Genomic DNA, 20,481 nt, shown 5'->3' on the forward strand with positions numbered 1-20,481 from the left:
AAAATTTTTAATTATTTAGCTAAACCTCCGTGTAGGTTAGTGTAAGTCTGGCCAATAGCAAAACCTACTTCGTCTACAGCGTTAGTCATATCTTCAACTTTTCCGGAGAAGTAAGAATAAGAAATGATAGCACAAGCACCTGTACCGATACCCATTGCAGTATTCATAAGCGCTTCAGAGATACCGATTGCCAATGCAGTTGAATCCGGAGCTCCTTCTTGTCCCATCGCACCAAACGACTTGATCATACCAAGTACCGTACCGAATAGCCCCATCAATGTACCTAATGTAGAGATGGTAGCGATTACCGATAGGTTTTGTTGCAAATATGGAAGTTCCAATGTTGTAGCTTCTTCAATTTCTTTTTGAATGATCGCAGCTTTTTCGTCATTGTGCAGGTCTGTCAATTTCTCAACATCTGCATATCTGATTAAACCTGCTTTAAGAATATTAGCAACCGAACCTTTCTGCTCGTCGCAAAGCTTAGATGCTCCGGCGATATCACCGGCTTCCAGTTTAGCTTTTGCGTTCATCACAAATTTAGCTGTACTTCCTTTACCGCTAGCTCTGTTCAATGCGAAAAATCTTTCAACAGAAAGGGTAAATACTGTAAGCAGCAACGTGATTACGATAGGAATTACGAAACCCCCTTGAAACAGAGTCCCGAGTATGTTTCCGTTGATCGGATGTCCTTTTTCGTCGAAGTTACTGTCTGCACCGGCTACCAGATAGAAGAATAGGTGAGCTACGATAGCACATCCAATAACTACTACAAAAGCTGAAACACCTTTTGATCTAGGCTTTTTGTTCGATTGTTGTTTTTTAGTTTCCATAATGATAATAAATAATTTAAGTTTAGTGAATCAATTTTTTGTTTTATGATTGTTATACATTCAATATTTCAAACTCAAAAAAAGCTATTCAGGGCGTCAATTTTAGGTTACAAATATACTATTCCGTTTTATCTTTCAATGTATTTTGTTCCAAAATTGCACTCCGACTAACGCTTTCAGTTAAATATAACGTAAAAAATAGGTTTTTATTCTTTGAAAAAAACAACTTTATAAAAATTATTACTAATTAATTCAAAGGTCTATATATCTGTATATGTGGAGTTTCTACATCTAGATGTGTCCACTAGGTATTAAATCTGCAAAATATTCCATTATTACAGCTAACAAAAATAGAATTAAAAATGATTCTACACAATTAAAAAATATAAAAAAAGTCTTATTAAATCTATTTATCTATGCACAATTCATCATTAAGGGCTATTACAGCATCATTGTAAAATTCCCTTTTGATTACAAACTGCATATTTACCTGACGCAGCGACTGCCCGAAACTTTCCACGTTAATACCTCTGTCAAACAATGCTTTTGCCGCCCTGTACAGGAATCCCGGCAATGCTATATTAGTACCCATAGCACAAACCAAAGCAACCCGTTCTACAACTACCTGATAGAAATTCTGCTCCAGTTCGGCGATCAGCTCCCGCGATTTATAATTATCCCAGACAATGTTAGTTATGGAGTTGGCGTTAGTCGATTTTAGTATATAACTTACTCCATACTTAGCAAATATCTGCATTATTTTAAGGTCGAATCCTACCTCCCCTACCATCATAGGGTCATGTACTTCGATAGCCAGCACCTTGTTTGTACCTGAAACAATCTCTATTTTAGGCACTTCTGACACATAATTCCTTGTTATCAGAGTACCGGGATGCTCCGGCTCGAACGTATTCTTTATACGGATATCTATATTGGCCAGTTCCAGGGGTTTAGCCGCCTTGGGGTGAATCGCCTCCATACCGATATCAGCCAGCTGGTCTGCTATAATGTAATTCGTACGCCCTACCGGAACAGTTTTCTCGACCCCGACAATGTTGGGGTCGGCGCTCGAAAGATGGTATTCCTTATGTATAATGGCCTCATTGGCATGTACCTCTACAGCTACTTTACTGAAAGTAACTTCGGTATAGCCACGGTCGAAAGCACGCATAATCCCTTCAGTACCTTTGGTATACCCGGTAGTTATACATAAATCTTTACTAAAATCAATTCCTTTGAATGCTCTGTGAATTCGTTCATCGATAGTCAGCGGCAGGGAGTCGTTAAACCCGCACAAATCTATAAACCGCGCCGATATACCATTATTATTGAGAATATTAACCGAATTCCATGCTGAATGCGCTTCACCCAGCGAAGCCAGAATCTCCCGTGCAGCCAGACAAATATCATCGGCATTTACATAACCCGATGCCATCACTTTACTCAGGCTATGCAACATGGTCTTAGCCTGCTTGATACGATAAGTGATAAACTCGCGGGCTTCGAGCTGGTCCAGACCTATTTCTTCAAAACCTTTATTTATCAGCAACAGACGCTGACACAGGCTATCGAGTCCTATACTATAATCGCTGTTCTCGAGAAATTGCACATAAACTCCCGGCTCACCCGTTTTTTTGTGTTCCAACAGCCAGTTAGTCACATTATTATACGCCGACACCACAAATATACGGTTATACATTTCATCGGGTGTTCTTTTCCCCACAATCACGTTTTCCAGCACATCTTTAAACTGGGACATGGAGGTTCCGCCAATTTTCTCTACTGTAAGCATTTTATTATTTAAGACTTCAACTTTTTTTAAACTGCGCAAAAATAATAAAATTATCCTATTTTCTACTCATTTATAGAATATTGTCATCCCTTTGTAACAAAAATTTAATCTTTAGTGAAAAAGTTACACTCCACCTAAATAATAAATCTGATATATTTGTAGTTATTTAAACTAAGTTAATTAACGAATATCCTGATGAAACCCCTTTACTTACTCATATTCTTAGCCTTATCCTCGACCCACATATCTCTATCCGCGCAGAATTTCAAAGGCAAAATTACCGGCAAGTCGGGGGAACCCCTCTATGGGAGCTCCATATATATAAATGAAGCAAATCAGGGCCTGGTTTGTAATGATGATGGGTTTTACCAGACAAATCTTGCAGCAGGCAACTACAGTGTAGAATATAAGTGTCTCGGCTTTAAAAGAGTGGAACGGAAAATACAAATAAAGGGCAACGAAACATTAACCCTGGATATCACGCTGGAAGAAAACCCATATACACTGAAAGAGGTCACTGTCTCCAACAATGAAGACCCGGCCTACCCCATCATGCGGAAAGCCATAGAAAAGGCCCCACTCTACGCAGGAGCAATAAAAGAATACACAGCCGATGTATATATAAAAGGAAACGGGGAGATACTAAAAGTCGGCTCCCTGGTGGACAGGCTGTCGAAAAATGCAGAAGGAATTAAATTATCGGAATTACAGAACCAGGTATTTGTGCAGGAATCCTTTAATGAAGTGCAATTCACCTCCCCGGATAAGTACAGGCAAACTGTAAAAGCCTTTTCGAGCAGTATCCCCGATAATCTTGATGCGAAAGATGCGATGGGTGTAATACAATCGTCCCTGTATATGCCTAAGGCCGGTATGTTCATATCCCCGCTAAATCCTAAAGCCTTTACTTACTACAGGTTCAGGTATGAAAGTTTCTTCGAAGACGGTAATATAACAGTGAACAAGATTAAAGTGGACCCGAAAATGAAAGACCCTATACTATACAGCGGATATATTTATATTGCCGACAATACATGGCATATTTATTCCGCCGAACTGACCAGTAATGTATATGGCGTAAAGGAAGAGCATACCATCACTTATCAGGAATTGAAGGAAAATGCTTTCCTACCCGTTTCCTATCTCATAAATTCGAATATAGACATACTGGGTAATAAGTTCACATTCAATTACTACGCTTCACTTAAATACAAGGATATAGAGATTAATAAAGAGATAGTAAAGGAACTTGCTGAAAAGAAAAAAACTAAGAAAAGAGATTTCGAAATAAAAAAAGATTCTCTTTACAAGACGGAATCAGACAGCCTTGCCACCAAACGTGATTCGGCATATTGGGCAAGCATACGCGCGATACCGCTGGAAGAGAGGGAAATAGTAAGCTATATAAAAAAAGATTCCGTACAGCAGCATATAGATTCGGTACGCAAAGATCATCATAATTCCAAATTCTCCTTTCAGGATATTTTCACGGGAGGAAAAATTGGCGGGGATTCTACCCGTTTTACATTCAAATTTGATGGTTTATTGCTCGGGGTGCCGGAATACAATTTTGTTGACGGATTATGGCTGGGGCAAAAATTCGATCTGACCACCAAAATCGGAAAAAATAACAGACTAAGTATATCGCCTTATATATATTACACAACTTCCCGAAAAAGAATAGCCGGAGGAGGTGATATCAGTCTGCTCTACTCCCGTATGAAGATGGGCGAACTTATAATTTCGGGCGGTTCTGCCAGTCAAGACTTCAATCCTACGGGCATACACAGGTTCAATAATGCGACCAACTCTCTTATCAGAGGGAGAAACTACAACCATTTTTATCAGAACGATTACATATCTGTGTCCAATAATATCGAGCTGACTCACGGACTGACGCTTATCACAGGGATTGAAACTGCAAAACGCTCGGGCTTGTCAAATCATACGGATTATACATGGGGTAAGAAAAGCAGGATAACTCCCAATATGTTTTCGGGTGACCGCTTCGACAGAACGGCCTATAATATAGGAGTAGATTATATACCATATGTATATTACACACTGAGCGACGGCGTGAAAAAATATCAAAGAATCGCCTCTCCCGTATTCTTCATCAGGTATAGCGAAGCTTTCGCTTCGTGGCAGACAAATAATTCGAAATACAGGAAACTAAGGCTGGGAATATATCAGCAACTCAGGTTAAGCGAATTCTCCCGTTTCGGTTATCACATCGAAGGAGGAGCATTCTTGGGCAATAAGGATAAAATGCATTTTGCCGACTTCCAGCAGTTCAATACATCGGACATAACCATCAGCCTGAGATCGCCGTTCACTTCGTTTATGTTACTCGATAACTATACAGCGTCGACCAACAAGCACTGGCTAAAAGGCGAATTCAACTACGACAGCAACTATTTGCTCCTGAAACGCCTGCCTTTTCTGCAAGGCAAAATGTTCACAGAAAGCCTTCACCTGAAAAATTTATATACCCCGGATATGAAGCTATATTCGGAAATAGGCTATTCCATCAATATAACGCGCCTTTTAAATTTCGGGACATTCGCTTCTTTCAGAAAAGCCGAGTATCAGGACTTCGGAATCCGTATCATGTTCGATTTGGAAAAGTCAAAGAAACTATTCAAGTAAGGATCGGGAGGTATAGGGGAATTAAAAATTCCGGATTTGGGATCACCTGTACTTTATTTCTTGTAAATTTGCACTTCAAAAATTCAGCAACAAATAATGGCTTCATTCAAATCGTGGATATCGGCACTTCGCCCCCGCACCCTGTTTCTGGCTGTTGCAACCGCCTTGTGCGGCAGCGGAATAGCATACAGCACCGGAAATTTCAGTATTTCCGTCTGCATACTTACTATGCTGATAGCAACCATCCTTCAGTTATTATCCAACATGGCAAACGATTTAGGGGATTACCAGCATGGTACCGATATCACCGGCGAACGTGTAGGCCCTCAGCGCACAGTGCAAAGCGGAGCTATCACTCCCGGACAGATGAAAAACGCCATTATTACAGCAATCGGCGTAGCTGCAATTGTCGGCATACTCCTTATATATATAGCACTCCAATTTATGGACTGGAGATATATCACTCTATTCTTGATTCTGGGTGCCGCCAGCATTGTAGCAGCGATAAAATATACAGCAGGTAAAAATCCGTATGGGTATAAAGGGCTGGGCGATATATTCTCTTTTACTTTTTTTGGATTGGTATCGGTAGCGGGTACTTATTTTCTGCATACACACATAGTCGATCTCATGCCGTGGCTTCCTGCAACCGGACTGGGGCTATTGACTATAGCTGTACTCAACCTGAACAATATGCGGGATATGGAGAATGACAAGAATTCGGGTAAAATAACGATTCCGGTACGTATAGGTTTCAGAAATGCGAAGTACTATCATGCTTTCCTTACATTCGGCGCGCTAGCCTGTTTTACTATATATTCAATTCTGCATACGACCCACTGGTACCAGTATCTGTACCTGTTGTGTTTCCTTATTTTTATCAAACTACTGATAGATATATTTCGTATAGAGGAAAACCGCCTGCTCGACCCCTACCTGAAATATACATCTATGGGCACATTCGTTCTGTCCGTTTGTTTCATTATATGTATCAATCTGCAATGAAAAAAATAGGTCTTTTATCCGATACCCATAGCTGGTGGGACGACAAGTATGAAAAGTATTTTGCCGAATGCGATGAGATATGGCATGCCGGCGATATCGGTTCTATAAGTCTGGCCCTGCGCTTCGAAGCCTTTAAACCATTCAGGGCAGTGTATGGAAATATCGACGACAGCAAGATACGGGCGGCATATCCCGAATTCCTGCGTTTTACACTCGAAGGAGTGGACGTACTGATGACACACATAGGCGGTTATCCGGGCAAATACGACCCGCGAGCCCGTTCCGTTCTGTTCGCCAATCCGCCAAAGCTGTTTATTTGCGGACATTCGCATATATTGAAGGTGATGTTCGACAAAAAACTGAACTGCCTGCATATAAACCCCGGGGCGGCCGGAAAATACGGATTTCATAAAGTAAGGACACTGATACGCTTTGTATTGAATGAAGGTAATATTTCCGATCTGGAAGTTATAGAGTTGAAGGATTAAAATAGTACTCCCTCTCAACCAGATAATTGAGAATGCCTTTGGTCAAATTGAAAAATCCCGGCCAATGGCATTTTTTATTTATTACTTTATCTATATATAACAAAAGCCATCTGACTTTGATAGATAGCGTATAGTTCTTTGAAATATTGAAATGGCCCCCTAAATTGGCTCCGCCGAACGTTGTTTCCCCAAGGCGGACTTACAATGAGGGTAAAAAGTAATAAGTAAAAAAGTGTTACCTTTGTTACCTTAAAAGGTAAAATAAAAAACTCCAAAAAATTAAAATTACAATAATACAATTTAATAATCTTATATATAAATAGTTATAACATATATATTATGCTTATAAAACGCTGTATTTCCAAATCGAATTATTGACTTTTTTGTTACTTTTGTCACCAAGTTGTTACTCGTAATTGAAATATCTTGTTACTTTTTCCATTTTATGTAAAATATACTGTTACTTTGAAGTATTCTATTTCTATATATCAAATAATTAAATAGGTATATATCAAAAGGTAAAATAGGGTTTATACCTATTTGTTTATCATGATTTTCTTTTTGTATTTAAATAGATATTTGATGCAGGCGACAGCATCAGGTGAAGGGGTATGAATATATATGTTATTTGCTAGCTAGCGTTCCCAATAGCTTTAGAGAGTCCGAAATATTGAGTTAGTTATAAGAGTTTTCCACAAATTCATGTATCAAGCCTCTTGTGTTCTAAAAATTGAAATTTGGAATTGTAGTTTTATATGTTTTATTTTCTCAAATGGTAGTGGGATAAATATATTCCTTTATTCCGTAGTCTTTTCTTGAGTAGTGTCCAAAAGATAACCGGGCTATATACTAAGCCAAAGAGTTGTTATTGAATTTTGATATATATGTAGCAGAATGGCAATAATCAAACCGTTGTTAAAACGTATCCTGACATATCCCATAAATAATCCCATTACAATTTGAGGGAATGCCGCCAAAGGCGACAATATGGCTTGCGCTGTTGTCATTTCTTTAAAATTGAAGATGTGCAGTAATCCGAAACTTATACATAGCGTATAAAATACTATATTAAAGTGATTTGTCCAGAATTGTTCGAGAGTATTACTCAATTTTATCTTTTTGTTGTAAAGGAGGAAGGTTGAGATACTAATGAATACAACTAATAATATTATTGCAAATATTAAATCATGTTTATTTAGAAATAAGATAGCAATTGATATGGAAATAATGATATATTTCTTATCGAATATGAGAGGCAGGCGAAACATTATTTCTTCATAGAAAGGAGCAACAAGCATTATTAAGAGTAATGGATATTCATCTAATACAGGTCTGGGAGGTACTAGTTCGAATACTTTGAATGGAGCTAAAAAAAAGCTAAGCATTAATAATACTATAAATAATATTACGTAACATTTCAGCGATAATAATAAGGTCTGGATGAATTTATTATTAGTGCTTGAAAAATTTTGCTTTTGTAGTTTTTCTTCTGAGGAAGACTTAAAAAACAATATTATATCCTGAATTATTGACCAGATTGACATATACAGTTATTCATTATTGATAAAAAAATAGAAACAGGAAGATTATTAATCTCTCCTGTTTCTGTTTTCAGTGAGCTTACCAGAAAGGCGATAATATAGAAGTTAAGAGTATAAAATTATCCACAGCTTTACGGAACTCTTTCCCCATTTCATATGATTGTTGAGAACCACCATTAATGCTCCTTAACTCATCATCCTGTAATGCAATTAAAGCATCATCGAGTTTTAATTTATTCATAATAGAAATATTAAAAATTTAATCCTATTTTTAGCTAAAAAAACCATCCCAAAAATCAATTGTATCTGCTACATGTGCACCTACATAGTGAGCAATAGTTTTTGCATGAGCAGACAGAGAACCTCCTTCTATGTTAACCAATTCCTCTTTGGTTAACTCCATAAATTCAAATGAATCTAAATTTTTCATAATATTCTGACGCTTTTTTAAGTTCTAAATTTATCTCTTGTTTTGGTTATATCCATTCATGAATGCTCCGATAAGTTCCAACTTAAATGTGATATCCGCACAAGCAAAGTCGCTGAGCCAACTTCCTGCATCAACTTCCTGCATTTGAGCATCATTCATTTCTTCTACACCAAGTGTAGCTAAATCTAAATTTTTCATAATAAAATGCTTTTTAAATTAATAAATAATCACAAAAAAGCAAACCGGTTTAACTTAATTTCTTTACAAAAGTATGTTTCTTCCGTCTAAAAAATTAAACGGAAGAAAAAAAGAATACCCACCTCCGTTAATTCTTGTTAATTCATCCGTTTCTATTAATTCAATTGTACACTTTAGTTCCAAATTAAACTCTCTAGTATATAGAAATGACTTTTGGGCACGAGAATATATAATTGGAGCACCAAAAGTTTTTAATTCATTGAGTAAATTATATAATGTCGCTCTACTTATGGACAAATGCGTTGCCAATGTTTTTGGATTTCCTGTTTTACCTGTCTTTATCAAAGAATGTAACTGGTTTATCCGTTCTATTGTACTGAAAATACTCATATCATTAATAATTTATGTTTACATAATTGGTATCTGTTTCTGCCACATTTCATAATATCTTGTGCCCTCCTTGTAGAGTTGTATATGTGTCCCTTCTTCTATCAGCTTCCCTTTTTCGAGTATCACAATCTTATCTGCTGACATCACCGTACTCAAACGGTGGGCGATAATAATAACCGTTTTTCCTTGCCTGTTATAATCCAGTATCGCCTGCTGTACATAATGTTCCGAAACCGAATCAAGCGATGAAGTCGCTTCATCCAGTACCAGTATTTCAGGATTTCGATACAATGCCCGTGCAATGGCAATCCGTTGCCGTTCCCCGCCTGACAAGCCGACACCATGCTCGCCGATACGGGTTGCAAAGCCTTTAGAAAGGTTTTCTATGAATTGGATAATGCCCAAATTCTTACAGATGTTTATTATACGTTCCATATCAGGATTGAACTCTCCCAGAGCAATATTCTCTATAATCGTTCCCGAAAACAAGTCCAGTTGCTGTGGCACGGTGGCTACATGCTCCCGCAAACTGTCGATACTGAAATAGTCGATATTATGTTCTCCGATATATATTTTCCCACTGTTCAGGGTATAGAGTTTTTGCAACAGTACGGCAAGCGTTGTTTTTCCCGAACCGCTTTCACCTATTATCGCCGTTATCTTTCCTTTGGGTATTTCCAGTGTAAAGTCTTTAAACACCTCAGCGCGTGTGCCGTAGCTGAAACTTACGTTGTTGAATAATATATCTCTATTCATTTTAGGCGTAAACTCTATCTTTTCTTTTTCATTATCGCTTTCACTCTCCAAATCCATAATCTCAAAAAGGCGGTCTGCCGCTATCAGGGCATTCTGTATTGTCTTGTTCACACCGATAAGTGATGCCACAGGAGAGGTAAAATAACCGATTATCGCATAGAACGAAAACAGTGTTCCGGCAGTCAGTTCATTATCCAACACCAGATAGGAACCGAACCACAGCAGTATCACAGTGAATAGGAAATTGATAAAGCCGGAGCTTTCATTAGAGAATATAGAGTTAACGCCTGAACGGTAGATTGTATTGAGCAGCTTGATAAACCGTGTTTCCGTTTTTATATTCGCAAACTCCTCTATACCGAACTGCTTAATAGTCTTTACCGAGTTTAAAGATTCCACAAGCTGGCTCTCCAATTCGGCTGCATCTTCCATTACTTTACGCTCCTGCTTTTTGTTTAGTTTATTTACAGCGATATAGATAACGGCATACAGGGGTATTGTGATAAGCATCACCAAAGCCAGCTTCCAACTGTATATAAACATCAGCATAAAGGAGAACAGCACGATAAAGGCATTAACGACTAAGGAGATAGCCACATCGTTAATGAACGCCCTGATTTTAACAGCGTCATTGACACGGGATATAATTTCCCCGACACGCATTGTATCGAAGAAACGTTGGGGCAACTTTAGTAAGTGTTTGTAATAGCCTAATATCAGCCTTGCGTCTATCTGCTGTCCAGTGTTCAATATAAACAGGCTTTGGAATACAGCTAAAAAAAACCTTAACGCCAGTATAATCAGCATCCCTGTACTCATCAGGTTTAACAGGTTGGTATTTCCTCCCACAAGTACATAGTCTGTAATCTTCCCGATATAAAAAGAGGTGGATAATCCCAGTATAGTGTAAAGTATAGCCCCTGTCAGGCATTGCAAAAGTATCCCTTTGTGCGGTTTCAGCAGGAAGAAGAAGCGGGCAATATTGGAAACCTTTTCGTTCCTTACCTCAAAAGTATCGCCGGGTATGAGCAGGATAAGTACGCCCGTCCATATCTTTGCAAAATCTTCAATGCATGCCTTGTGCATTTCCCCGTCTGCCGGGTCTATATACTTTATCTGTTTCTCCGTTACCTGATAAATAACAATATAATGCTGTAATACATCTTTTACAATAACATGGGCTATTGCAGGAAGCGGTATTTTAGATAAATTATCCGTTTTCCCTTTAACACCTTTTGCCTCGAATCCGAGTTGTTTTGCAGCCTCGACCATACCCAGCACATTCGTACCCCTTTGGTCTGTGCCCGCTACCTGACGTATCCTTGAAACAGGCAGCTTTAAATTGTAATGTTCCGATACGGACGCTAAGCAGGCCGCCCCGCAATCCGTTATATCACGCTGCTTGATTTTTATATTTTTGCCAATCTTAATTTTGTTCATCTGTTTTTATTTTAGGATTCATCCAGTTGTCTATTTCGTCAAAGAGTAATTGCCACAGGCTCCGGCGGGTCTGATAAAACCTGCCTGTAACACTCATTCCTTTTTTCATATAGCCTTTGTAGCCGTTTGCCAGTTCAAGGTAGTTGCGGTTCATCGTACACCTGACACGAAAATAAGGCTGGTTATTCATTTCCACGATATCGGGTAATACTTCGGTAACTTCTCCAGATAGTAATCCCCATTGCTGGTAATTGTAGGCGTCGGCTTGAACCTGTACCTTTTGCCCTTTCTCTATATAGCCGATGTCGATAGGAGAAATATAGCATTCTATCAACAGGGTATCGGATGCGGTAATCTGGGCAATGGATTGCCCTGTCTGTGTAAAATTACCCGCCTGTATGCCGTTATACTGCACAATATTGCCAATGACAGGTGCGGTTATGATATATTGGGTTTTCCGTTTTTGCAGTTGCAGCAATTCGGAATTCAGGTCTTTGTTCTCATATTCGAGGCGTGTCCTTTCCGCCTGCCAGTTGCTTATTTGCTGTTGTTTTACCAATGCTTTTTGCGAGCCTGCTGTTTTGTAACGGCTTTCTGTCTGTTGGTAATCGTATTTAGCCTCGACACCCTTTTCGTATAACTCTTTAGAGACAGCATATTCGTTTTGCGCTTGTGAAAGCGTTATATCCTGTTCCGCTAATTTCGCTCTATACTGTGCCAGTTCAGTTTGGTATTTGGGGGTCGCAGCAGAATAGGAGCCATTAACCAGCCTGTCAATATCACGGATAAACAAGCCGTTTTCTATTTGTTTTTCGATCAGCCGGTTAATCTGCTCGTCCAGTTCGTCTGTACGGAGCCATATAAGGGTGTCACCTTGCTCAACTCTTTTATTTTCATAAATGGCTATTTGGGCAACCTCAGCATAAACTGCCGACTGTATACTATTATTTTCGTTTACAGACCGGACTGTCCCTTTACTTTGTACGGATACGTCGATATAAATAAAGGGTAGGCTGACTAATGTGGTTATTAGACCAATGATAATTATAAGATAAATAATCTTCGATTTGGAATGGCGTTTCGTCCAGTGTGTTTGCACGGTATTTTCCACAATCCCGGCAGGGAACAATTGCTTCATACAGCAAATATAATTCCTTCGGTTCCGGAAAGAAATTTAATTAAATAAAGAAAGCGTGGAACCATTGCCATATCTTATATAACGGGGCTCTGGTAAGCCTTAGAACTAAAATAAGCAACAGTCCACACGCCTATAAGGGCACGGGAACAATTTAACTTATTCTCGTTCTATCAAAATTTACCAGATTTCGTTATAGAGAGATAAGCCAAACACTTTCCATGTTTGTTTTTTACCAATATGTCTGCCGGATGTAACCAACCGACACGGCAAATATAATAATTATTCCCAACACGTCTAGTGTTTTTATCCCCAAAATGGGCTGTTGCATATTGCAAATGTAAAATTTTAATTTAAAAATCTGCAAAATATAGCCCGTTTAAATAAAACATGTAATATATGACAGTTTTCTTTTTTTATCTTCCGGCTATTGTCTGTATAATGATGTCACGGAAAGGAAAAGAATAGTAGTTGATAATATCGGAAAAGAAAAGTACCTTTACATACAGTAACCTACCTGACTGATATTGTTTTTTGCATTTTTGTTGCTGGTTTGTTACTCGCTATTTTTAAAAAGTAGGTTTATATGTTTACTGTCAGCCTATTACGAAAGCGATTTACCTTTGTTACCTTTTTTAATAGTTACAAGTTACTCCGCCCTGCGGGCAGTTACGAGTTACGAGTAGACAAGATACGAGATACAAAATACAAGTTGTTCACTGTTTACTGTTCACTGTTTACTGATATATCTGTTACTTTTGTTACCTTTTTGGGAATAGTTACAAGTCGACAAGACACGAGATACGAGTTGTTAACTGCTAACTGTTGACTGATTACTGATATATCTGTTACCTTTGTTACTTTTTAACAAAATTGAATTTCTTCTATGGACTAAGAAAGTTAATCTATAAGGATTTCGATTAATTCCTGTAACTTTGGCAAGCCTTTTGTTATAAATAAAATGCACATTTGAAGAAATACAAATCGCCTATTGTCGATTTGCATGATATTCTTTTGTAATTGATTCTGAATAAAATAGATACTAAGATATGAAAGAGGAATTTACCGAAAAGGAGTTTGATAACGGACAGCCTGCAGAGGCTGATAATATGACAAATAATCAGCCTGAAGAAACGGCAGAAGCAGAAACAGGTGACAATCTGACTGACTGGGAGGCCAAATATAATGAATTGAACGATTCATATTTGCGCCTGAATGCAGAATTCGATAATTACCGCAAACGCACCCTGAAAGAAAAAGCAGAATTACTGAAATCAGGTAGCGAACGTGTACTAATCGACATAATATCCGTTGTGGACGATTTCGAACGCGCTTTGGAAAACATATCCAAAACAGAAGATGTGGAAGCAGTGAAAGAAGGAGTAGATCTGATTTACAGCAAATTCATCAACTTCCTTACAAAACATGGCGTGAAGGAAATAGAAGCAATCGGACATACTTTCGATACCGACAAACATGAAGCGATCACCACCGTTCCCGCACAGTCGGAAGAAGATAAGGACAAGATCGTAGACAGTGTCCAGAGAGGATATATGTTGGATGATAAAGTTATCCGTTACCCCAAAGTAATCGTTGCAAAATAAAAAAGAAGAGATTCCAATGGCAACTACAACAAAAAGAGACTATTACGAAGTACTGGAAGTTACCAAGACCGCAACTTTCGAAGAGATAAAAAAAGCTTACCGTAAAAAAGCGATTCAGTTTCATCCCGATAAAAATCCGGGAAACAGCGAAGCTGAAGAAAAGTTTAAGGAAGCGGCAGAAGCGTATGAAATACTGAGCGATGAGCAAAAACGCGCTAAATATGACAGATACGGGCACGAAGCTCCGGGCGGATTCGGCGGACATTCGGGCGGATTCTCCATGGACGACATATTCTCACAGTTCGGTGATATCTTCGGCGGTCATTTTGGCGGGGGATTTGGTGGTTTCGGCGGACAACGCGGACCAAGGCAAAACCGCGGTTCGGACTTACGCGTAAAGGTAAAGCTGACATTAAAAGATATAGCCCAGGGGGTTGAGAAAAAAATTAAGGTAAACAAATTCGTTTCCTGCTCACATTGCAGAGGTACAGGTGCGGATGGCGGTACAGCATACGAAACCTGTTCTACCTGTAAAGGTTCGGGAGTGGTAACCCGCGTAATGAACACCATTCTGGGGCAGATGCAAACGCAAACAACCTGCCCGACCTGTAACGGAGAAGGCAAAAGCATTACCAAAAAGTGCAGCCATTGCGCCGGAGAAGGCATCGTTCGCGAAGAAGAAGTAATCTCCATCAATATACCTGCCGGAGTTGCCGAAGGAATGCAACTTTCGATGAGCGGCAAAGGAAACGCGGCCCGTCATGGCGGTGTAAACGGCGACCTGCTGATCCTTGTAGAAGAAGAACAACATCCGGAACTGTTCAGAGATGATAACGATGTTGTTTACAACCTATTGCTATCCGTGTCTACCGCCGCATTAGGAGGTAATGTAGTGGTACCGACAATAGACGGAAAGGTAAAAGTGACGATAGAGCCGGGAACACAGCCGGGTAAAGTGCTTCGCCTGAAAAATAAAGGATTACCGAGCATCAACAGGTATGGCACAGGAGATCTGCTTATAAATATAAGCGTATATATCCCTGAAAATCTTAGTGATAGTGAGAAATCGACATTAAGCGGACTCGAAAACTCTCCAAATTTTCAGCCTAGCAAATCAGTAAAAGAGAAGATATTCAATCATTTCAGAAAGATGTTTGATTGATAAAAAATCTAAAAGCAGTCTCTTATCGACTGCTTTTAGAGGATAAGACACAGATAGTATTTAATGGTCATTTCGAACCATAATCAGTTTTGGCTGTTATGCTAATTAAAGAAATAAGAAGGTCTGTGACCTTAATATCCTGTAAAATTATAACTTTGAGGATCTAAATACGGGAGATCATGAAAATAAAGGAAATCTTACATACCATAGAACAACTCGCCCCGATACCATTGCAGGAAAGCTTTGATAACAGCGGTATCCAGATCGGAGATATAAATCAGGAAGCCAAAGGTGCTGTGGTCTGCATTGACGTGACCGAAGCTGTAATGGACGAAGCCATCGCGTTAGGCTGTAATCTTATTATTTCACACCATCCCCTCGCCTTCCGCAGTTTCAAATCACTGACGGGAAAAAACTATGTAGAGCGCTGCATGATAAAAGCCTGCAAGCACGATATTGTAGTTTATGCTGCACATACGAATCTGGACAACGCGGCACAGGGAATCAATCATTATCTGGCAGAAATGCTTAACCTGCAACACGTACGGATTCTCGATCCTCAGAAGGGCAAGTTGCTCAAACTGGTGACTTTCGTACCTCATTCGCATGCCGAGCTGGTACGCAATACTTTATTCAATGCGGGAGCCGGAAATATAGGAAATTACGATTCATGCAGTTATAATGTATCCGGAGAAGGGACTTTCAAGGCCGGAGAAAATACAAATCCTTTCACGGGAGAGATAGGAGAACTGCATACCGAACCGGAAGTAAGAATTGAAATAATCCTACCCATATATAAGCAATCGGAGGTAAAACGCGCACTGATAGCTGTGCACCCCTATGAAGAGCCTGCATATGATTTCTATTTACTGGAGAATACATGGTCGCAGGCCGGAAGCGGAATAGTAGGCACATTGCCCGAAGAGACAGAAGAGGAAGACTTCCTTTATCTGCTGAAAGATACATTCCACCTGAAAACAATACAGCATTCCGCCTTAAGGGGGAAGCCTGTAAGAGATATAGCCATTTGCAGCGGAAGCGGATCGTTCCTGATACCGAAAGCGATATCATATAGTGCCGATGTATTTATTACAGGTGAGGTTAAGTATAACGATTATTATGATGTGGAAGATAAGATTCTGCTGGCGACAGTAGGACACTACGAATCCGAAATTTTCACAAAGAATATATTTTTCGATATTATCTCAAAAAAATATCCTACCTTTGCGGTATATATGTCAGGATTTGATGTAAATCCTGTGAACTATTTGTAGATAAGCGGTGACATACTCCCGCTATTTACGGATGATGTAGTAAGAGAATAGCCGGATGCTGTTTGATTACTGCATTTTTTTATTACAATAGTCTAGTCTTATAACTTAAATATTGATATAAACTCATGGCCAAAAAGCAAGAAAAAGAGATTACAGTAGAGGAAAAGCTAAAGACGCTTTATGCCCTGCAACAGAAATTATCTGAAATAGATAATATAAAGATTCTCCGCGGAGAACTTCCGTTGGAAGTAGCAGACCTGGAAGATGAAATTATCGGTTTGGAGACCCGTATCAAAAAATACGAGACTGAACTGAAAGAAGCCGAGACTGCAATTTCTTTCCAAAAACAAAAAGCGAAAGACAGCACACTGAAAATTGAAAAATACAAAGAACAATTGGACAATGTGCGTAACAACCGTGAATTTGACCATCTGAGCAAAGAGATCGAATTCGAAACACTGGAAATCGAATTATCAGAGAAACGAATCCGTGAATTTACACAAGACTCCAAAAATCTGACAGAACAGGTAGAGAAGAGCAAAACTTTCTTGCAGGAGCGTTCTGCCGATCTGGGACAAAAGAAAGAAGAACTGGACAATATAGTATCCGAAACCAAACAACAGGAAGAACAGCTTCGCGAAGAGGTTAAGGAAATAGAAACTGAGGTTGAGCCTCGTCTATTGCAGGCATTCAAGCGTATTCGCAAAAGCGCGCGCAACGGTCTGGCTGTAGTATGTATCGAACGTGGTGCCTGCGGAGGATGCTTCAATAAAATACCACCTCAGAAACAAATGGATATTAAGATAGGCAAGAAAATTATCGTATGCGAATATTGCGGACGCATTATGATTGATCCTGAACTAATTGGAGTCGAAGAATAATACGGGTTATAAAAAATAACTGATATATGCAAAAAATCGGAAAAGTTAAATGCAACTTTTTCGATTTTTTTTATCTATATATTGTGAACTTTGTATTTTAGACAGTGTTATACATTTTACAGTTCGAATTTTAAAACGGAAAACTTTTTTCAAAAAACAAAATATTATATACATAATAATCAGATTATTAAAATAAATTATGGGAAACTTTTATTTTTTTTAAAAAAATATTGTTGCAAAATTTGTTTCATCTTTCTGAATTGAGTAATATTGTACTGTGAAAAATATCGCAGACTTTCGTCAAAAACAAGGACTGAAAAAAATCTAAAAATATAAGACAAATGGCACAAAAGGTTTATACTTTTGATGAGGCATATAACGCCGCATTAAGTTATTTTGATGGTGATGAACTCGCTGCAAAAGTATGGGTAAATAAATATGCATTGAAAGATGCAATGGGCAATATCTATGAGCAATCGCCCGAGGACATGCACTGGCGCTTGGCAAATGAGATTGGACGCATCGAGGCAAAATACGAAAAGGGCTTAACGAATAAAGAATTGTATGATCTCTTCGATCATTTCAAATACATCGTACCCCAGGGAAGCCCTATGACCGGTATCGGAAATGATTTTCAGATAGCGTCCTTATCAAACTGCTTTGTGATAGGCCTGAACGGCCCTTCTGACTCTTACGGAGCTATCATCCGTATCGATGAAGAACAGGTGCAACTGATGAAACGCCGTGGAGGTGTAGGCCACGACTTGTCGCATATCCGTCCGAAAGGCTCACCTGTAAAGAACTCGGCTTTGACTTCTACCGGACTGGTGCCATTTATGGAAAGGTATTCAAACTCCACTCGCGAAGTTGCTCAGGATGGACGCCGTGGTGCCCTTATGTTGAGCGTATCAATCAAGCACCCCGATTCGGAATCGTTCATCGATGCAAAAATGACAGAGGGCAAAGTTACAGGTGCAAATGTTTCTGTAAGAATAGACGATGCTTTTATGCAGGCCGTTGTAAACGGATCGAAATATACGCAGCAATACCCTATCGATTCATCAAATCCTACCACTGTAAAAGATATTCAGGCTACGGAACTTTGGAGAAAAATAGTCCATAATGCATGGAAATCCGCCGAACCGGGAGTTCTTTTCTGGGATACTATTATTAAGGAGTCTGTCCCTGATTGTTATGCAGATCTCGGATTTAAGACTATTTCAACTAACCCTTGCGGAGAGATACCTCTTTGTCCGTACGACAGTTGCCGCCTGCTAGCGATCAATCTATATTCATATGTAGTAAATCCGTTCAAAGACGATGCCCATTTCGACTTCGAACTATTCTCTAAACACGTTGGGCTGGCTCAACGTATTATGGATGATATCATTGATCTGGAAACAGAAAAGATTGACAAAATATTACAAAAAATAGATGACGATCCGGAAACAGACGAGGTAAGATGGCCTGAAAGACACCTTTGGGAAAAGATCCGTACAAAAACCCTTCAGGGACGTCGTACCGGAGTAGGTATCACCGCCGAAGGCGATATGATAGCCGCTATGGGACTTCGCTATGGTACGGAAGAAGCGACTGCTTTTGCCGAAGATGTACACCGGGCTCTGGCTATTGCGGCTTATCGTTCATCCGTAGAACTGGCTAAAGAACGTGGGGCCTTTGAAATTTTTGATTTTAAGCGTGAAAAGGAAAATCCGTTTATCAACCGTTTGGCAGAAGCCGATCCTCAGCTAATCAAAGACATGGAGAAATACGGACGCCGTAATATAGCCTGTCTTACAGTTGCCCCAACCGGGACAACCAGCTTGATGACACAGTCCACATCGGGTATTGAGCCGGTATTTATGCCGGTATATAAACGCCGCCGCAAAGTAAATCCTAATGATAAGGAAGTACGAGTTGACTTCGTTGATGAAAATGGAGACTCATGGGAAGAATACATTGTGTTCCATCACAAATTCGTAACATGGATGGAAAGCAAAGGCTATCCTACCACGAAAAAATATACGAATGAGGAGGTAGAGACTATGGTGGCCGAATCTCCATATTATAAAGCAACCTCAAACGATGTTGACTGGCTGCAAAAGGTGAAAATGCAAGGCCGTATCCAAAGATGGGTAGATCATTCTATCAGCGTAACAATCAATTTGCCATCCGATGTATCGGAAGACCTTGTAAACGATTTGTATATCGAAGCCTGGAGAAGCGGATGTAAGGGCTGTACCGTTTACCGTGACGGCTCGCGCGCCGGAGTATTGGTTGCTGCTGACGATAAAAAACAAGCAGAAGAGAATTGTGATGACTGCTACGAACGTCCGGAAATCCTTCAGGAGCGCCCTCGTGAACTAGCCGCTGATGTTATCAAATTCCAGAACAATAAGGAAAAATGGATTGCGTTCATCGGGTTACACAACGGACGCCCATACGAGATATTCACCGGATTGTCGGATGATGATGAAGGTCTGATGCTGCCTAAGAATATTAACCACGGAACCATTATCAAGACTTTAAATGATGAAGGAAGCCGCTCTTATGACTTCCAGTTCAAGAATAAGAGGGGATACAAAACCACAATCGAAGGATTGAACGGCAAATTCAACCCTGAATTCTGGAACTATGCCAAACTTATTTCCGGTGTACTTCGCTATGGCATGCCTATCGATCAGGTTGTGAAACTGGTACAAGGCCTGGAACTGAACAGCGAAACGATCAATACCTGGAAAAACGGTGTAGAACGCGCCCTCAAGAAATACCTGCCTAGCGAAACCGAAGCTAAAGGTCAGAAATGCCCTGTGTGCGGACTGGAAACCTTAGTATATCAGGAAGGCTGTATGAAATGTACAAACTGTGGTGCATCCAAATGCGGATAAGCAACTCATATGAGA

The 20,481-nt window shown here is 39.5% G+C and carries 17 protein-coding genes; 8 read left to right on the forward strand and 9 right to left on the reverse strand.

Annotated elements, in window-relative coordinates:
* Positions 1 to 11 precede the first annotated feature (11 nt).
* Positions 12 to 833: a MotA/TolQ/ExbB proton channel family protein gene (locus tag ACFO6W_RS09715; protein ID WP_379995788.1), complete on the reverse strand. Its 822-nt coding sequence runs from the start codon at positions 831 to 833 to the stop codon at positions 12 to 14.
* A gap of 406 nt (positions 834 to 1,239) precedes the next feature.
* Positions 1,240 to 2,625, reverse strand: a complete 1,386-nt coding sequence (locus ACFO6W_RS09720) for an aspartate kinase (RefSeq protein ID WP_379995790.1) — start codon at positions 2,623 to 2,625, stop codon at positions 1,240 to 1,242.
* A gap of 195 nt (positions 2,626 to 2,820) precedes the next feature.
* Here ACFO6W_RS09720 and ACFO6W_RS09725 point away from each other — a divergent pair, with 195 nt between their 5' ends.
* The 3 genes from ACFO6W_RS09725 to ACFO6W_RS09735 all read left to right on the forward strand — a co-directional run bounded on the left by ACFO6W_RS09725 (position 2,821) and on the right by ACFO6W_RS09735 (position 6,767).
* A complete protein-coding gene (locus ACFO6W_RS09725; protein WP_379995792.1) occupies positions 2,821 to 5,274 on the forward strand; it encodes a DUF5686 and carboxypeptidase regulatory-like domain-containing protein in 2,454 nt (817 codons plus the stop codon).
* Between the two features lie 96 nt (positions 5,275 to 5,370).
* Positions 5,371 to 6,279, forward strand: a complete 909-nt coding sequence (gene menA / locus ACFO6W_RS09730) for a 1,4-dihydroxy-2-naphthoate octaprenyltransferase (RefSeq protein WP_379995794.1) — start codon at positions 5,371 to 5,373, stop codon at positions 6,277 to 6,279.
* Entirely contained in the window at positions 6,276 to 6,767 is a 492-nt protein-coding gene (locus ACFO6W_RS09735; protein ID WP_379995796.1) for a metallophosphoesterase family protein, read from the forward strand. Before menA ends, ACFO6W_RS09735 begins: the two co-directional genes overlap by 4 nt.
* Before the next feature lie 842 nt (positions 6,768 to 7,609).
* Here the strand turns inward: ACFO6W_RS09735 and ACFO6W_RS09740 are convergent.
* The 7 genes from ACFO6W_RS09740 to ACFO6W_RS09770 all read right to left on the reverse strand — a co-directional run bounded on the left by ACFO6W_RS09740 (position 7,610) and on the right by ACFO6W_RS09770 (position 12,660).
* Positions 7,610 to 8,311 (reverse strand): CPBP family glutamic-type intramembrane protease, encoded by a 702-nt coding sequence (locus ACFO6W_RS09740; RefSeq protein ID WP_379995798.1) that lies wholly within the window; start codon positions 8,309 to 8,311, stop codon positions 7,610 to 7,612.
* Between the two features lie 76 nt (positions 8,312 to 8,387).
* Positions 8,388 to 8,549: a hypothetical protein gene (locus ACFO6W_RS09745; protein ID WP_379995800.1), complete on the reverse strand. Its 162-nt coding sequence runs from the start codon at positions 8,547 to 8,549 to the stop codon at positions 8,388 to 8,390.
* A 30-nt stretch (positions 8,550 to 8,579) separates the two neighbouring features.
* The gene (locus tag ACFO6W_RS09750) at positions 8,580 to 8,738 is read right to left on the reverse strand and encodes a hypothetical protein (RefSeq protein WP_379995803.1); all 159 of its coding nucleotides are present in this window, start codon (positions 8,736 to 8,738) and stop codon (positions 8,580 to 8,582) included.
* Between the two features lie 30 nt (positions 8,739 to 8,768).
* Positions 8,769 to 8,936 carry a hypothetical protein gene (locus ACFO6W_RS09755; RefSeq protein WP_379995805.1) on the reverse strand — a complete coding sequence of 56 codons (168 nt, stop codon included), beginning with the start codon at positions 8,934 to 8,936 and terminating at the stop codon, positions 8,769 to 8,771.
* Positions 8,937 to 8,999: 63 nt separating this feature from the next.
* Positions 9,000 to 9,326: an HTH domain-containing protein gene (locus tag ACFO6W_RS09760; RefSeq protein ID WP_379995807.1), complete on the reverse strand. Its 327-nt coding sequence runs from the start codon at positions 9,324 to 9,326 to the stop codon at positions 9,000 to 9,002.
* Positions 9,327 to 9,344: 18 nt separating this feature from the next.
* On the reverse strand, positions 9,345 to 11,522 hold the full coding sequence (locus ACFO6W_RS09765) for a peptidase domain-containing ABC transporter (protein ID WP_379995809.1): 2,178 nt from the start codon (positions 11,520 to 11,522) through the stop codon (positions 9,345 to 9,347).
* Complete coding sequence (locus ACFO6W_RS09770; protein WP_379995812.1) at positions 11,509 to 12,660, reverse strand: HlyD family secretion protein; 1,152 nt, start codon at positions 12,658 to 12,660, stop codon at positions 11,509 to 11,511. The genes ACFO6W_RS09765 and ACFO6W_RS09770 overlap by 14 nt, the downstream gene beginning before the upstream one ends.
* A 1,046-nt stretch (positions 12,661 to 13,706) precedes the next feature.
* On the opposite strand from ACFO6W_RS09770, the gene ACFO6W_RS09775 reads away from it, so the two are divergent.
* The 5 genes from ACFO6W_RS09775 to ACFO6W_RS09795 all read left to right on the forward strand — a co-directional run bounded on the left by ACFO6W_RS09775 (position 13,707) and on the right by ACFO6W_RS09795 (position 20,466).
* Positions 13,707 to 14,261, forward strand: coding sequence for a nucleotide exchange factor GrpE (locus ACFO6W_RS09775; RefSeq protein ID WP_379995814.1), 555 nt, complete (start codon positions 13,707 to 13,709; stop codon positions 14,259 to 14,261).
* A 16-nt stretch (positions 14,262 to 14,277) separates the two neighbouring features.
* A complete protein-coding gene (dnaJ, locus tag ACFO6W_RS09780; RefSeq protein ID WP_379995816.1) occupies positions 14,278 to 15,423 on the forward strand; it encodes a molecular chaperone DnaJ in 1,146 nt (381 codons plus the stop codon).
* 179 nt (positions 15,424 to 15,602) lie between these two features.
* A complete protein-coding gene (locus ACFO6W_RS09785) occupies positions 15,603 to 16,697 on the forward strand; it encodes a Nif3-like dinuclear metal center hexameric protein (protein WP_379995818.1) in 1,095 nt (364 codons plus the stop codon).
* Positions 16,698 to 16,822: 125 nt separating this feature from the next.
* Positions 16,823 to 17,578, forward strand: a complete 756-nt coding sequence (locus ACFO6W_RS09790) for a zinc ribbon domain-containing protein (RefSeq protein WP_379995820.1) — start codon at positions 16,823 to 16,825, stop codon at positions 17,576 to 17,578.
* A gap of 341 nt (positions 17,579 to 17,919) precedes the next feature.
* Positions 17,920 to 20,466, forward strand: a complete 2,547-nt coding sequence (locus ACFO6W_RS09795) for an adenosylcobalamin-dependent ribonucleoside-diphosphate reductase (protein ID WP_379995822.1) — start codon at positions 17,920 to 17,922, stop codon at positions 20,464 to 20,466.
* Positions 20,467 to 20,481: the final 15 nt, after the last annotated feature.

Origin of the sequence: Dysgonomonas termitidis (genome assembly GCF_042654545.1) — a bacterium.
Classification (GTDB): Bacteria; Bacteroidota; Bacteroidia; order Bacteroidales; family Dysgonomonadaceae; genus Dysgonomonas; species Dysgonomonas termitidis.

What these genes read in the sequence shown, in the direction of transcription:
- ACFO6W_RS09715 (WP_379995788.1), bottom strand. Translation starts at nt 833, where the DNA reads ATGGAAACTAAAAAACAACAATCGAACAAAAAGCCTAGATCAAAAGGT.
- ACFO6W_RS09720 (WP_379995790.1), bottom strand. Translation starts at nt 2,625, where the DNA reads ATGCTTACAGTAGAGAAAATTGGCGGAACCTCCATGTCCCAGTTTAAA.
- ACFO6W_RS09725 (WP_379995792.1), top strand. Translation starts at nt 2,821, where the DNA reads ATGAAACCCCTTTACTTACTCATATTCTTAGCCTTATCCTCGACCCAC.
- menA (WP_379995794.1), top strand. Translation starts at nt 5,371, where the DNA reads ATGGCTTCATTCAAATCGTGGATATCGGCACTTCGCCCCCGCACCCTG.
- ACFO6W_RS09735 (WP_379995796.1), top strand. Translation starts at nt 6,276, where the DNA reads ATGAAAAAAATAGGTCTTTTATCCGATACCCATAGCTGGTGGGACGAC.
- ACFO6W_RS09740 (WP_379995798.1), bottom strand. Translation starts at nt 8,311, where the DNA reads ATGTCAATCTGGTCAATAATTCAGGATATAATATTGTTTTTTAAGTCT.
- ACFO6W_RS09745 (WP_379995800.1), bottom strand. Translation starts at nt 8,549, where the DNA reads ATGAATAAATTAAAACTCGATGATGCTTTAATTGCATTACAGGATGAT.
- ACFO6W_RS09750 (WP_379995803.1), bottom strand. Translation starts at nt 8,738, where the DNA reads ATGAAAAATTTAGATTCATTTGAATTTATGGAGTTAACCAAAGAGGAA.
- ACFO6W_RS09755 (WP_379995805.1), bottom strand. Translation starts at nt 8,936, where the DNA reads ATGAAAAATTTAGATTTAGCTACACTTGGTGTAGAAGAAATGAATGAT.
- ACFO6W_RS09760 (WP_379995807.1), bottom strand. Translation starts at nt 9,326, where the DNA reads ATGAGTATTTTCAGTACAATAGAACGGATAAACCAGTTACATTCTTTG.
- ACFO6W_RS09765 (WP_379995809.1), bottom strand. Translation starts at nt 11,522, where the DNA reads ATGAACAAAATTAAGATTGGCAAAAATATAAAAATCAAGCAGCGTGAT.
- ACFO6W_RS09770 (WP_379995812.1), bottom strand. Translation starts at nt 12,660, where the DNA reads ATGAAGCAATTGTTCCCTGCCGGGATTGTGGAAAATACCGTGCAAACA.
- ACFO6W_RS09775 (WP_379995814.1), top strand. Translation starts at nt 13,707, where the DNA reads ATGAAAGAGGAATTTACCGAAAAGGAGTTTGATAACGGACAGCCTGCA.
- dnaJ (WP_379995816.1), top strand. Translation starts at nt 14,278, where the DNA reads ATGGCAACTACAACAAAAAGAGACTATTACGAAGTACTGGAAGTTACC.
- ACFO6W_RS09785 (WP_379995818.1), top strand. Translation starts at nt 15,603, where the DNA reads ATGAAAATAAAGGAAATCTTACATACCATAGAACAACTCGCCCCGATA.
- ACFO6W_RS09790 (WP_379995820.1), top strand. Translation starts at nt 16,823, where the DNA reads ATGGCCAAAAAGCAAGAAAAAGAGATTACAGTAGAGGAAAAGCTAAAG.
- ACFO6W_RS09795 (WP_379995822.1), top strand. Translation starts at nt 17,920, where the DNA reads ATGGCACAAAAGGTTTATACTTTTGATGAGGCATATAACGCCGCATTA.